Below are 13,099 nucleotides of genomic sequence, written 5' to 3'. Positions count from 1 at the left end.
CCTATGTCGTTGGTCCCTGCCTGATCCCTCCTTCGTAAAACCTTGTGCCGATGAGCTACGTAGGGAGTCGAACGTTAGTGGGATACTGCTATTGAGCGGTCAAATAGTTTTGGATACGTTTCTCAAGAGCCTCGGAAAGGATAGCTGGGTTCTGAACGGCTAATCGGTGGGTTGCTAAGCTGTCGAGATCCGTATACAAAGCCATTTCGGTATCAAAATGTAAGAGTCCTTCCTCAAAGACACGTTCCTGAGAAGTTTCGTTCCGGGTCATAGAGACAAACGTTAACCGCTGTACCTGAGTATCACGAATCAACAGCCAGTAATAGAGCTGACTGCGATCTTTTTCATCTGGTAAATCCAAACGTTTGATTTCTACTAGATCTATGGTTTCATCCAGTAAGTGGAAAAGCGCTTGAAAAGGAATCATATACTCAATAGACAGTTACCCTAGCAAACTTACGAATAATAAACAGAACATTTTTTAAGAAAAAGAGTTGCCAAATTAATATAAGCAAAAGTAACCAAACGATACGTATAAATACGTGATTAATTATTTTAAACCGTTTAAAATAATTTTAATACGAATAGGTCTTATATTTCCAATTTATCCACATGAGTATAATTATAACTACTTGCCTATTAACTATTTGCTGAATAAATAAATGCGTAAATTGAATTTGGTGTATATAAGTAATCTTGCTAAACAAAATGGATTAAAATAAAATTGGTTTGATGAGTTCTTTCACATATATCAAGTGTTGAAGTGACATAAATTATTTTTATGTATATACAGAAGTGGGTAATAAACATTAATTTTACCTATCATAATTCGCTATTACATCGCCCTCATTTTTAACTAATCTTCATGGAAAAACATCTACGTAGGGTCACTATTTCCTTTCTGAAAATCTATTTATTCCCGCTCATTTTGCTGATAGTTAGCTGTGGTAAAGAGAAATTTCCACAACGGATTTTCCCAAAATGCGAGCCCATTACTGCCCAAATTGTAGTCGCTAATAATCAGTTAAAGGTTGACTTTTCCCTAAACGTCAACGCCGCCGATTTTGATAAAGTTGAATGGAGTTTCGGTGATGGGGGCACGGCAAGCACCTTCAATCCTAGCTACACCTATAAAGAAGCAAAGACGTTTCAGGTATCGGTGAAGTTAACCAACAAATGTGGCGATCAAGCTACGGTGACTAAATCAGTTACGGTCGTTCAGGACATAGTACCCAGTGTAGCTACCGGAGGCTCCTCACGCGTGAACAACACTACGGCCAACGTGACCTTCAAACTCCTTAATGCGGGCTTACCGGCTGCTAATCAGTACGGAATCTGTTATTCTTACACGAACAGCTCGCCACGAATAGGTACTGCCGATACGAAGTCTTTGTCATCGGTATCAGCGGGAGATTCAACCGTGATAGCCCTATCGAATCTTACTCCTGGAGTCTCTTACTACTACTGTTCCTATATCATAGATAGCAAAGGGGAACCTCATTATGGAGAAGTCAAGAAGTTCCAAACTACCAATGCCGACATTTGGACAGGACTGGTAGCCTATTATGATTTCAATAATGTTACAGGAAATCAAGTATTAGATTTAAGTGGAAATAATAACGCTGCTATTATTAGAGGGACTGGGGCAACCAAAGATGACGATCGCCAAACCAATAATGAAAAAGTGTTAGTGCTCGACGGTGGTTATCTTGATATCGCAGATAATGAAAAATTACGTCCTAATAAAATATCGGTCAGTATGTGGTTCAAGGCAGCTTCAAGATTAGAAGCTGGTACAACAATGCAATTATATTATAAGTCTGGATATACAGAACCAGTAAGTGAACAATACAGTGCTCAATTGATGGCTGGAACTTACCCAGATATAACAATTAATGCTGATATAAAACCCTATGATGGTAAAGAACCCTGTTTTGATATGGGTTGGAAAGGCGTAACTAATAAGCAGCATCAAGAGATCACGTCATGGCACCACTTTGTAGCTGTATTTGATGGACCTATAGCAAAGACTTATTTGGACGGAAAACTATGGGGAATGAATGCAATACCTGGAAATGGTATTCGTAATTGTCCTGGAGGCAATTTAAGATTTGGGTCAGGATGGAGAACCTATGCTTATGTATTTAAAGGGTCTATGGATGACATACGAGTTTATGATAATCCCCTCACTGAAGCTCAAATCCTTGAACTCTTCAAACATTAATCATGAATACCTTTCTCCTCAAAAGCCTCCTAACCGGGCTTTTCCTAGTAGGCTGTCTATCGCTCAGTCTTGCTCAGCCCGTCGTTTCGAATATCCGTACGGACTACACGGCGGATCGCATGAAGATTACCTATGACGTACAGAAGCTCACCGAGCAGGATTCCGTCTACCTGCAAATTGCCAGTCGTACCAAAGGTTTGCTGAAGATTCGCACCGTTACTGGAGACGTAGGTAGAAACCTGTCGTCTGGAACCAATAAAGTCATTTACTGGGACTTTGCTCTGGACGGCTTTACCATGGGTGACGAAGCCATTCAACCCATTGTTGGTGTAAAAGAAGCTCCCCGCAAGCAAACCATTGGCCGGGGCCCCCTGAGTGCTCTGGCTTCCATAGCCGTACCCGGTTTGGGAAATATGCTAGTACACCGGAAAGTGGGCTACCGGCCGCTCATCACGGTTGCCTACGGGGGATTGCTCGTTTATGGTTTTCTCGAACGGCAAAAAGCTAACGAACAGTACGACCGCTACATGAGCGAGCCCTACGAGCGGGATGCAACGCCTTACTACGATGCAGCAAACCAGCACCGCAAACGCTACATGAACGCCTTTCGGGGAGCTGGCCTGATTCTGGCGGCGGATGTGATTTACAGTGTCATCAAAGGTGTACAAAATGATCGTCTCAGACGGACCGCTTCGCAACGCATTACGGTGCAGTACTTTGGCAATACACCCATCCTTGCCTATCACTTAACGTTCTAACGGCAATGAAAAAAACGTTACTTCTAGGAATACTCCTGGCGGGGGCTCAGCTTAGTCAGGCCCAGCATGATCACAAATTTAAAGGCGAATGGGAAACGCCTAAGGTGCCTCTGAAAGCTCCGGGGATCGTTTGGCAGTACCCATCCACGCCCCAGCTGACGGTCGAAAAACCGCAGTTGAAAGTTACCGTATGCGTACAATCTACCGAAGCTGTATCACAGTATCAGTTCGTGTTGAACGGAAAAGCGTTCAGTAGCAAAGCCCGGGGATTTAAAAAAGTAAGCTGCGGTCAGGAAATCAGTGAAGAACTGACGCTTACGCCGGGAACCAATGAATTACATTTTGTGGCCGTCAATAGTGCCGGAAAAACCATTTCCGAGTCGCATTATATTACCTATCAAACGGAGCCAACTTCCACCCCAGCTAACCCAATCGCTATCGCAGGTCATACCAAACGCACGGCTTTAATTGTGGCCAACGATTCGTATACGAAACACCCGCTCAAAAATCCGGTAAATGATGGGAAAGCGTTGCAGGAGCACTTGCAAAAATTGGGCTTTACCGTCATATTCCGCGAAAACCAGAGCCGAAAAGAACTCAAGAAATCCATTGACGAATTCACAAACGGATTGACTGACAAAGGCGTCAGTCTGTTTTTCTACGCCGGTCATGGCCTGATGGTCAATGGAGACAATTACGTACAACCCGTTGATGCCGATCCAGCCAGTGAATCAGATGTTCAGTTCGACTGCTTTCCACTGCGTCAGCTCGTCGCTCGTATGGAAGAAGTGAACCCCAATGGCTCCAATCTGGTGTTCTGGGATGCTTGCCGGAATAATCCGTACCGTTCCTGGAAACGCGGCATCGGAGAGATGAGCCATACCACCATCAACCCACCCGTGGGTACCATGATCGTGTACGCGACCGAACCCGGCAAAACCGCTCAGGATGGGGAAGGGAAAAACGGATTATTCACCAGTGAACTCATTCAACACATTGATACACCGGACCTCGACATTCGGGAACTGATCGAACGTATTGATTTTGGACTGGAAAAAAGAGGTTTCCGTCAGCCACCCTACATTGAAGGACGCTTCCGGGGGAAATTTACGTTTAACCCCAGCGAACGATGAAAAAAGTACTACTGCTGCTGCTGGGAATATTCGTTCACCAGGTAATACAGGCTCAGACGCTGCATGCCCTGTTCGTAGCTGATACGAAAGATCCCCTGCTGTCAACGGCCTGTCAACGCGATCTGGAAGTCATGCACCGGCAGTGTACGCAGATTGCCTCGGCCTTACGGGTGCGGCTGAACGAGCAAACCCTGTCAGGAGACGCTCTGAATCGGTCGAATCTGAATCGCCTGATCGATTCACTGAAGGTGGAACCACAGGATGTTATCTTCTTCTATTACTCCGGCCACGGCTATAACGAAAGTAAGCGGAACGACGCTTTTCCTTTGCTGTACCTGCACAAAGAAGCAGCGGAGCGGAGCCAGAACCCTTCGCTAAAGGCGTTGCACACGGCTCTTAAGACTAAAAAAGCTCGTTTATGCATCAGTTTCGGGGATTGCTGTAACAATTTATCCAACAATACGCGGGGAATGGTAGGTGGCAAACCACTGATCCGGGGCCTTACGCTGACGAACGATTCACTTAATGCGGCGTATCGGAAACTATTTGGTGAAGCCTCGGGGGACGTTCTCATTGCCAGTAGTCAGCCGCCGCAAACCTCTTGTGCCCACGCGGATTCGGGCAGCTACTACACGCGGGCTTTCGATGAAGCTCTGGAGCTAGCGAGTCGGTACAACCGGAGTATTTCCTGGCAAGCCCTGTTAAAAGATACGCAGGGCCGACTCAATCAGCACGTTGCCACGCGGGACCGTAAATCCATCTACGAAATTCACCTATTAGGACAGCCACCCGCCGTCGTAACCGATCCCAAACCGGATTTTCAACGCATCAATCAGTACCTGAATGCACTGACGGACGTCGAGCGGCCCCAAGCTGAGCGGTACGCCCTCTTGACGCAAGTGAAAGAGTATTTCACGAAGAAAGCCCGGATTGATATTTACGTCAATACGACCTTAGGAGAAGTACAGCCCATTGAACAAGTCATTCAGCGGCTATACCTCAACGCCGGTAAAATTCAACGAATCAATCTGATTGAGCGGTTGTCAACCGTTTCGGCAGATGGCATACACTACGAGCGAGCCGCTATTCAGGAAATCTGGTAAGACCTTAACCTTGTACAAGCCCATGAAATATGTAGTTAGTCTGGTACTCGCTGGTTGGCTGGCTTCCGTAGCCCAGGCCCAGCCCTTACCCGTCACGAAAGGATTAGAGGTACGCGATGATCAGTTGTCGGAAAAACAGCTGAAGGATTTTCAGCAGCTGACTCAGCAGAAAGTAGCCGAATTTCAGCGGTATCTGTCCATCATCGCTGATCCCTCGCAGTCGGGACAAGTACGGGAACTGGCCATCGAAAATGCTCAGATGCTGTTTTTACCGGATTCCCGCATGCAGGTGGGTTCAGTAAAAAGCAAACTCCTGGTGAAAGAATATCCGCTGACCGTATACCTACGTCGGTTACGGAATCTGGAGAAAAAGTATTTTGACGTAAACATTACGTTTTACGACCTGGCTCTGGTGGGGGATTGGGAGAAAACCCAGACGGGTTACGTAACCACGGCCACGTATTTCCAGCATTTTCAGGGCCGGGGAAAGGATGGTCGGATGCAGTACGAAGACAAAACGGTCAAGCAACTCGGGGTAGACCTGCGGAATCGGAAAGATCCATTCTATGCCGAGCACCGATGGACCGTACTACTGGGCGACGTCCGCGTGACGGAAGTTCAGCCTAAAAAGCCCAATCAGTAAATGCTACGCGGGCTGATGCTAGGCCTACTGCTGGCGGGAATAGGGGAGGTGCGGGCTCAGGAAACGGATTCGCTGTTCCTGGAGAACCATCGGGATACTACGGCCGTACCATTCGTCCAGATTCAGCGGAAACCTGCCGAAGCCTTCATGAAAAGTCGCATACATTTCATAAGCGATTTTTTCAAGAAATTCAATGATACAACGGCTCTGGATGAAAGCCCCTCCACCGCCCGACACCTGCGGGTTCTGGAGCTAATGGATGCCTCGGTACTAGCCTCCAAGGCTTCCCTCGTTGAGCAATGCCTTGAAACGCTAGGCGAACAGCCCATCCAGCCCACCCAGGAAGGACTGTACGCCGAGGTGAGCCTCCAGATTCGCTGGCAGCAGGAGGTACGAAAAGTAAACCTGTATTTGAAAAAACAGCAGCAGGCCGGTAACTGGTCCTGGCAACTGTTGGACGTAGATGCCGAATTTCCGCCCAGCTCCGGGGCTTTAATGTCCGCGACAGATTCGCTCGTATTCATTCCGCCGAATGCTCATGAACTTAATTTCATGGCTCTACCCCGGATCATGCGTGTGGGCGTGAACTTCGGATCCTGTATCCATCCGGACCGTTCACCGCGATTGATGGCATTTGTACGAGCCGTAGCTAATGAAGAGGCTCAGGTACTGCTCTCGCTCGACAGTCAGCTTTGGTGGCCGATCCATCAAGGCTGGTGGCTAAAAATTCAGTCGTTCAGCCGGGAAACTGAACCTTCGGGCTGGCTGATCAGTGATCTGGGGCAAAGGCCACAAGACTTACCTCCCGCGTTGCGAGCGTTCTGGAAGCCAGAATGAAAATTTATAGATTGAGAATGATAACCTTAGGCTCAGGAGAGTGATGTTTGAGTAAAGCTCATTTTAATAAAAGCCCTCGTTTTTGATTCTATGAAAATTTACGCACTTGGCTTCGTTTTGCTGCTCCTGTTGGGAATTCCGCAGCGCTTGAACGCCCAGAGCCGGGAAGCTATTCATTGGCCGATTGACACCAAGCTTGATACGGTAATGCACTGGCTCAGTGGAAAAACAAAAGGACAGGACCTGAAGTACCTGCAGCAGCAGTGTGAATGGCTATTTGCTCCCTCGGGCTATTTCATTGTGGAATTGCCCAATAAAACCGAAAAATGGATTGCCGTACCGCAGTTTCTGAGTCAGCTAAACCGTTCGTCGGGCGTTCGTTATCAAATGAAATCCGTGAAAGTGATTCATTTTCAGGATGTGAAAAAAGATAAAAATGGGAAATACAGCAGCTACGCATCGATTTACTTTGACGTACAACACTTCGAGAATCATCAGCCCCAAAGTTCGAGCGTCTCGAAAGTAACCATTCCCTTGTCGCAAACGCCGCCCGCTAGCGATTACTGGCAGATTTACGAATTAAAAATTACGGAAGTCCCCAATACCTTGTCCGCCACCCCCAAACCTTAGTTGGCATGAGAAAAGCTCTACTACTTGCCCTTGTACTGAGTTTAAATACGGTTGTTGCTCAGAAAAAATACCCCACGGGTTTGAAATTTGATGACGCAGCCTACGAAAAATTCCCCCTGAAAGCCGTACTTACCAAAGACAGCTACGATCATCTGGCCAAACGTATTTCCTACGAGGCGTACGTTCCACCCGTCATGAATCAGGGCGAAGGCTACAGCACCTGCGTGGGGTTTGCCAGTACCTATTACCTGCGGACCATGCTCGACAATATTCGCAAACGGCATGCCTCCAATCAGGCAGCGGCTTTTTCCCCCAGCTATACCTACGACAAAATCAAGGCTCCCACGGATCTGGAGTGCAAGGAAGGCTCTCGGCTGGTCGATGCCCTGAGTAGTCTTAAAACCTACGGTGCTCCGCAGTACGAAGCATTTCCGTACCCCAACTGCGGCAATACCACCAAGGATCTGGACGAGCTGGCTTCGACGCACAAAATTAGAGATGTCATTCGCCTGTTTGGCTTACTGGCTCCCGCTGCTCAGAAAACCCTTGCCATCAAGAAGGCTCTCAACGAGGGCTACCCCGTCGTGATCGGTATGCAGACTCCCCTGTCGTTTTTTGCTACGCAGACCGTCTGGCAGCCTGCTCCGGGGGATGAACGAATGCCTCGGGAAGGGGGCCACGCCCTATGTGTGATTGGCTACGATGATGCTCAGTACGGTGGAGCTTTTCGGATCGTCAACAGTTGGGGCAGCGATTGGGCGGATCACGGCTATTGCTGGGTTAAGTATCAGGACCTGGCCCGTTTTACCTGGGAAGCGTACCAGGCTTTTCCGGACCTCACCGTACCCATTGCTGAAACAACCGTAGCCTTGAAAGGCCAGATGGAGTTACGGTTGCGGGAAGGCGGACAACTGCAGGCTCAGCGGAGCTTGCAAAAGGGATTGGTCGTCAGTAATGATCCGCGTGAACTAACGCTGTACCGTACTACAGAAAGTCATTCGTCCGGTACGGCGTTTAAGGCTCTGGTTAATACGAGCGAGCAGGCGTATGTGTACATGATCGGTACAGATACAACGTTTCGGATGAGCCAGCTTTTTCCCTATGCTCCAGGCATCAGCTCCGCGTTAGGCCCCCATACCACCGTTGCGTACCCGGCCGATCATAAATCCATCACCCTGGATGATACCAAAGGGACTGACTACCTGATCGTTCTCTTTTCGAAAAAACCACTGACGTTCAATACGATCCTAAGTCAGCTTCAGCAAGGTTCAGGGAATCTGACGGATCGGCTACAACAGGCTCTTCAGGACGAATTAATCCCTACTGCCCAAATTAAGTACCGTACCGACGCAGTGGGTTTTGAAGTCGATCCCAAAGCCGTTGGCTCGGTAGTACCTCTGGTGGTAGCCATTGATCATCAGTAGCGTATGAAGAAATTTTTAGGAATGCTCGGCTGGTTTTTGGGCGGTTTATCCAGCCTTTGGGCTCAGTCGTATACACCTGCCCAACAGACCGAGATTATACAGAATGCCCGTCGGCTGATTACCGATCAGTACCTGACGAATCTCGAAATCCTGACGCATTACGAAGCCAATCAACCCTTCGATGCCCTGCGACCGCAGCTCAAAGGGCTGATTACGGGTGCATTGCGGGACAAGGAAGTTCTGATATTCAATGAGTTTCGCGAACCAAAGGGTACTCAAACGTCAGTCGAGGAGTATGTGAAAGACTGCCGGATTTTCTCGGGCGGAAAACCAATCATTCATGCACTCGACTGGTCAAAGGTGCAGTACGACTTTCAGCGGACGACCGCGGGGGAGCCGTATCTGAACGTATACCTGATTAAAACGCTCCAGGGCCAGAATGCTCAGAACAAGGCGTTCACTTACGAAAACTTAACGGAGTTTCGGGTGCAGTTTTCCTTTCATGCCACCCTGAATTCCTTCCTGAATTTCAAAATTGTAGGGATTTCTAAAGTTGGGCAGCGACCCATCACGGCCTTTACCAGTCAGACGCTGGCTACTTTAGAGAAACCTAAAGACCTTTTATCGGTGCTCGATACCCTGACGGCCCAGGTAGAGAAAGACCTGCCTCCGAACGTCAAACGGCTGGTACTGGAGCGATTTACGTACAAAAATTGCGGGATCAACGATGCCTTGTCAGATCAGGTGTTCGCCATGCTTAGTTCCTGCTGGCAACGGCATACCCAAATACCGGTACGATCCGTGGCCGAGTCCGACGAAAAGTCCTGGATCATTCGGGGTTCCTACGAAGAAGACCTCAATCAGTTACGCCTACGCATGGAAGTGGTGGATGGAGCCAGCCGGAAGGTACTGGCTCAGGGTCGTAGTTCCGAGCTTCCGCTGAGCTGGCTGGTAGAGCAGAAGTTGCCGTTAAAACCCGAAAACTACGAACGGGTTCGAAACGTACAGGATACCTTACGACAGATTACCACGACGACTAAATCGGCTCTGAAAATTGAAATTCGCACCGATCGGGGCCGTAGCGGTGTAGAATACTGGGCGGGACAGCAAATGATTCTGGAAGCTACGGCTAACCGACCCTGTCACCTGCGACTCCTGTATCGTCTGGCGGATGGTACCCAAACGCTCCTCGAATCCGATTTTGTTATCAAACCCGGTCAGGAAAATACGCCCGTTCGCATCTCACCCGAGTCGGCCTTTATCTGCTCGCCTCCTTACGGCACGGAATACCTGCTGGCCTACGCTTCCGAGGAAGCCTTTTGCCCTTTACCGACGGCTCCCAGTCAGCAGGGCTACGTGCGAAACGAAGGCGGTTACCGGATTTTTGTCGGTTCGCTGGCGGCCTTTCAGACCCTCATGAAGTGTCGTAAGAACAATGATGGAAAAATTGCCGAAGATCATATTCAAATCACTACTCGCGAAGCGAAAGGCTTCTAACCTTACCAACCAGTTATGCGATTGACCAAAATAGGAAAAGTTACCCTGATTGTATTGATTCTGGGATTACTAGCACTGGTGGGTTGGACCCTCAGTAAACTAACCACAGCACCCACTCCTGGCCTGACGGTACGGATTGCCAAAAAAGGGACGTCTCAACTGATGCTTAGCACGCGAGGGGGTGACGGTACGCCCATTGTGTTTATCAACGGTCGCTCGGGACGTTCGCAACTCGATAGCGTATTTCAGATTCCGGTGGCTCAACGCAACGGCCATCCCATTACGTTTTATGCCGTACAGGGAAAAGATACGGTAGAAGTACAGGCCGCATTTAAAGCCCTACGAAGCGGGGAGAAGACAGCTGAACGGACGTCCCTGCCCGCCGGAACGAAGGTCAAAGGAAGTGAATACTGTCTGGACTGCGAGTCCTTTTTTCTGGTCAGCGACGGTCACGGCGGTACGCAGATTCAGACGGATGGTTATAATACCCGTTGCTGCAAATGTGGCTCGAAAGTGGCCTTCAGTGATGGCTACTATTACGAAATACTCTGCGAAGGCGACCGGATTACGGCAAAGATGGGCGAGAAGGTAGAAAAGTAGGGCGTAAATTTTCAATACGCCTGATCGCAAAGACTGTACGGTTTTACGTTCAGGTACCATGCTTAGGATCTTGAACTAGTAAAAAGTATGCGTAACGTCTGATATAGCGAAGGCCCTACCAAACTGTTTGGTAGGGCCTTCGCTATATCAGACATCGAATAGGAGCGTAAATGCTAATCGTCAACGCGTTCACGATCCGCCGTACGAATGTATGCTTCCAGCGTTTCCATATCCTGGAAAATAGGGCTGAGCGTATGCACAAAGGCTAGTTGACTGGCTTCGGAATCAGCCACTGCGTAAAAGCCACCCGCTTCCGGATCAAATTCAATATGAGCCAGTAAGTCGGGATTGACCTTCTCTAAAATCTGAATGATATGCCCTTCCCAGCAGTAGCCATTGGGTTCGTACCCGTGTTTAGCAAACAGCATCATGTACTCGGGTAATAACTCGACTTCTGCTTTGATCAAGTAATAGTCGTCAGCTTTGATTTTAAAAGGAGCGTAATTTTCCACGGATCGGTTGTTCAGTTTTATGATTTTAAGTGGAGCAAAGATGGGGAATGAATCAGGGAAAGCCCGCACAAGCTCAGGATCTGGTTGGTTACGGAAAGATTGGAATCCTGAGTCAGCGATACAGACCTGTCGGTGGAAAGACGTAAAGCTGAAGCGTTTTAGTTCGACACAAACCCATACTTGACAAAGCGGGCCAAGTCGCGGTAGGTTATCCAGCAGAAACCATGATCGGCCCAGTCGTTACCAAAACTGTTAATAACGCGGAAGGCTCCACCGTGGAGGTCGTCGTCGTAGCCAATGATGCAGAGGGCGTGACCTTTCAAATCCGGATTTTGAGGATTGTCACCCGGAGCCGCCTGCCATACTTTCTTGGTGTAGTAAAACGAAGCCGGAATCACCATGCCAATTACGCTTGGTTTACCTTCGGCGAGGGATTTTTTCAGCGAACGTATCTTGACCGCGTCGGGGTCCTGTAACTTAAAAATCCGCTCAAAGCCTTTAATGCGGAACCGGGCGGCTAGTTGATCCGCTCGGGCCGTTTTTTGTCCGCAGGCGGGGTAGGGGAAGCTCCGCATGGGGGTATTGCCCACTTGCTGCATGATTTGCAGTACTTTCACCAGCGAAACGCCTTCCGTACAGCTATAATCCTGCTGGACCTTTGCCTTTTCGTAGAGGTAACTCGGCGAAAAAGCGAGCTGATCAATCATAGCCCGTTTGTTGAGTCCGCGAGCTTTAGCCTCCAGAATCGTTTGCAGGTAATAGCCACAGGCAAAGCCTACGCAGGTGCTATACGGTCCCTGCGCCTGAATGGAAGGGCAGTAGGCTTCGTAACTGACGCGGGCCGGAAGGGGAGCTTTCGTCAACACAGGCTCATAGGGCAATTGCTCATAGGCCTCGTCGTCAAAAACCAGTCCGGTTTTGGGTAAGGGCTGGGCCAGTCCTTTTAGAGCCAGACTACCGAAAAAAAGCAGGGCAAACCAGATGCGTGGATTCACTAGCGGGCAGTTTGATGAGCAAATTGTTCGGCCAGCTGATGAGCCTCCCGCTGGTAGGGATGTCCGGCTGTTTCGGCAATCGAGTCAATCAATATTCGAGCCTGTTGCGACTGCTGATTTTTCAAATAAGCCAAAGCCAGGTACCACTGAGCACTGGCGTTCCAGTGATTGGTGATGTGTTGCGTCAAGGGCTTAAGTTGGGAAAGAGCGGTCTCCACCTGACCCGATTGCAGCAGGGCTACGGCCTGTTGCAACTGAAGGGAATCCTGTTGCAACTGAGTAGTGGGAAGAGGAGTTCCGAGCCGGTCTTCGCCCTCATCAATGGGTGAAAGAGCGGACTTGGGTGCATGGATGTACTGGTCAGCCAACTGGGCTCCCGTATCAACCGGACGCAACCAAAGCCAGCCTAAACCCACCAATAGTACCAGCGAAGCCGCTGCCGCCCAACCGTACCAACGCTTGAGGCCTGCTTCCGGACGGGGGGTAAAGGCCACTTGCTTGGCTTCAGACTGCGGAGCCTGGGGTAACACACCCTGAGCCCGCAATTCCTGGTGGATCTGCTGAAAACGTTCTTTTTCTTTCAGCCACAAGAGGCCCTGTTTCAGTTCCCGCTGAATTTGTAACTCCTGTTGCAGCTCGGGGTTTTGATCGAGTAGGCGTTCAAAATCCAGCCGCTCGTCAGTATTCATCTGGTTGTTTACGTAAGCTCCAACCTGGCTAATGGATTCTTCGGATAAAGACAT

General features: G+C 49.0%; 14 protein-coding genes. 10 read left to right on the top strand and 4 right to left on the bottom strand.

Annotation, left to right across the window (positions count from 1 at the left end):
* Positions 1 to 88: 88 nt before the first annotated feature.
* Complete coding sequence (locus C5O19_RS18865) at positions 89 to 427, bottom strand: hypothetical protein (RefSeq protein ID WP_104714950.1); 339 nt, start codon at positions 425 to 427, stop codon at positions 89 to 91.
* A 438-nt stretch (positions 428 to 865) separates the two neighbouring features.
* Between C5O19_RS18865 and C5O19_RS18860 the strand changes: the two genes are divergently transcribed.
* The 10 genes from C5O19_RS18860 to C5O19_RS18815 all read left to right on the top strand — a co-directional run bounded on the left by C5O19_RS18860 (position 866) and on the right by C5O19_RS18815 (position 10,849).
* Positions 866 to 2,224 (top strand): LamG-like jellyroll fold domain-containing protein, encoded by a 1,359-nt coding sequence (locus tag C5O19_RS18860; RefSeq protein ID WP_104714949.1) that lies wholly within the window; start codon positions 866 to 868, stop codon positions 2,222 to 2,224.
* Between the two features lie 2 nt (positions 2,225 to 2,226).
* Entirely contained in the window at positions 2,227 to 2,982 is a 756-nt protein-coding gene (locus C5O19_RS18855) for a hypothetical protein (protein ID WP_104714948.1), read from the top strand.
* 5 nt (positions 2,983 to 2,987) lie between these two features.
* Positions 2,988 to 4,115 (top strand): caspase family protein, encoded by a 1,128-nt coding sequence (locus C5O19_RS18850; RefSeq protein WP_104714947.1) that lies wholly within the window; start codon positions 2,988 to 2,990, stop codon positions 4,113 to 4,115.
* Complete coding sequence (locus C5O19_RS18845) at positions 4,112 to 5,218, top strand: caspase family protein (protein WP_104714946.1); 1,107 nt, start codon at positions 4,112 to 4,114, stop codon at positions 5,216 to 5,218. The genes C5O19_RS18850 and C5O19_RS18845 overlap by 4 nt, the downstream gene beginning before the upstream one ends.
* A 22-nt stretch (positions 5,219 to 5,240) precedes the next feature.
* Positions 5,241 to 5,861: a hypothetical protein gene (locus tag C5O19_RS18840; RefSeq protein ID WP_104714945.1), complete on the top strand. Its 621-nt coding sequence runs from the start codon at positions 5,241 to 5,243 to the stop codon at positions 5,859 to 5,861.
* Positions 5,862 to 6,698, top strand: a complete 837-nt coding sequence (locus tag C5O19_RS18835) for a hypothetical protein (protein ID WP_104714944.1) — start codon at positions 5,862 to 5,864, stop codon at positions 6,696 to 6,698. It begins immediately after the preceding gene.
* Between the two features lie 90 nt (positions 6,699 to 6,788).
* Positions 6,789 to 7,328: a hypothetical protein gene (locus C5O19_RS18830; protein WP_104714943.1), complete on the top strand. Its 540-nt coding sequence runs from the start codon at positions 6,789 to 6,791 to the stop codon at positions 7,326 to 7,328.
* Positions 7,329 to 7,333: 5 nt separating this feature from the next.
* Positions 7,334 to 8,752, top strand: a complete 1,419-nt coding sequence (locus C5O19_RS18825) for a C1 family peptidase (protein ID WP_104714942.1) — start codon at positions 7,334 to 7,336, stop codon at positions 8,750 to 8,752.
* Between the two features lie 3 nt (positions 8,753 to 8,755).
* The gene (locus C5O19_RS18820; protein WP_104714941.1) at positions 8,756 to 10,249 is read left to right on the top strand and encodes a DUF4384 domain-containing protein; all 1,494 of its coding nucleotides are present in this window, start codon (positions 8,756 to 8,758) and stop codon (positions 10,247 to 10,249) included.
* Between the two features lie 15 nt (positions 10,250 to 10,264).
* A complete protein-coding gene (locus tag C5O19_RS18815; RefSeq protein ID WP_104714940.1) occupies positions 10,265 to 10,849 on the top strand; it encodes a hypothetical protein in 585 nt (194 codons plus the stop codon).
* A gap of 173 nt (positions 10,850 to 11,022) precedes the next feature.
* Here C5O19_RS18815 and C5O19_RS18810 read toward each other — a convergent pair whose 3' ends face one another.
* The 3 genes from C5O19_RS18810 to C5O19_RS18800 all read right to left on the bottom strand — a co-directional run bounded on the left by C5O19_RS18810 (position 11,023) and on the right by C5O19_RS18800 (position 13,099).
* Positions 11,023 to 11,430: an Imm51 family immunity protein gene (locus C5O19_RS18810; protein ID WP_104714939.1), complete on the bottom strand. Its 408-nt coding sequence runs from the start codon at positions 11,428 to 11,430 to the stop codon at positions 11,023 to 11,025.
* A gap of 89 nt (positions 11,431 to 11,519) precedes the next feature.
* Entirely contained in the window at positions 11,520 to 12,356 is an 837-nt protein-coding gene (locus tag C5O19_RS18805) for a C1 family peptidase (RefSeq protein WP_104714938.1), read from the bottom strand.
* Entirely contained in the window at positions 12,356 to 13,099 is a 744-nt protein-coding gene (locus tag C5O19_RS18800; protein ID WP_104714937.1) for a tetratricopeptide repeat protein, read from the bottom strand. Before C5O19_RS18800 ends, C5O19_RS18805 begins: the two co-directional genes overlap by 1 nt.

It is taken from the genome of Siphonobacter curvatus, from assembly GCF_002943425.1.
Taxonomy (GTDB): domain Bacteria; phylum Bacteroidota; class Bacteroidia; order Cytophagales; family Spirosomataceae; genus Siphonobacter; species Siphonobacter curvatus.
This window is presented reverse-complemented; position numbering and strand designations above follow the sequence as displayed.

Bases quoted from the DNA above. Each gene is read 5' to 3' on its own strand.
- C5O19_RS18865 (WP_104714950.1), bottom strand. From the start codon at position 427: ATGATTCCTTTTCAAGCGCTTTTCCACTTACTGGATGAAACCATAGAT.
- C5O19_RS18860 (WP_104714949.1), top strand. From the start codon at position 866: ATGGAAAAACATCTACGTAGGGTCACTATTTCCTTTCTGAAAATCTAT.
- C5O19_RS18855 (WP_104714948.1), top strand. From the start codon at position 2,227: ATGAATACCTTTCTCCTCAAAAGCCTCCTAACCGGGCTTTTCCTAGTA.
- C5O19_RS18850 (WP_104714947.1), top strand. From the start codon at position 2,988: ATGAAAAAAACGTTACTTCTAGGAATACTCCTGGCGGGGGCTCAGCTT.
- C5O19_RS18845 (WP_104714946.1), top strand. From the start codon at position 4,112: ATGAAAAAAGTACTACTGCTGCTGCTGGGAATATTCGTTCACCAGGTA.
- C5O19_RS18840 (WP_104714945.1), top strand. From the start codon at position 5,241: ATGAAATATGTAGTTAGTCTGGTACTCGCTGGTTGGCTGGCTTCCGTA.
- C5O19_RS18835 (WP_104714944.1), top strand. From the start codon at position 5,862: ATGCTACGCGGGCTGATGCTAGGCCTACTGCTGGCGGGAATAGGGGAG.
- C5O19_RS18830 (WP_104714943.1), top strand. From the start codon at position 6,789: ATGAAAATTTACGCACTTGGCTTCGTTTTGCTGCTCCTGTTGGGAATT.
- C5O19_RS18825 (WP_104714942.1), top strand. From the start codon at position 7,334: ATGAGAAAAGCTCTACTACTTGCCCTTGTACTGAGTTTAAATACGGTT.
- C5O19_RS18820 (WP_104714941.1), top strand. From the start codon at position 8,756: ATGAAGAAATTTTTAGGAATGCTCGGCTGGTTTTTGGGCGGTTTATCC.
- C5O19_RS18815 (WP_104714940.1), top strand. From the start codon at position 10,265: ATGCGATTGACCAAAATAGGAAAAGTTACCCTGATTGTATTGATTCTG.
- C5O19_RS18800 (WP_104714937.1), bottom strand. From the start codon at position 13,099: ATGTCTTTATCCGAAGAATCCATTAGCCAGGTTGGAGCTTACGTAAAC.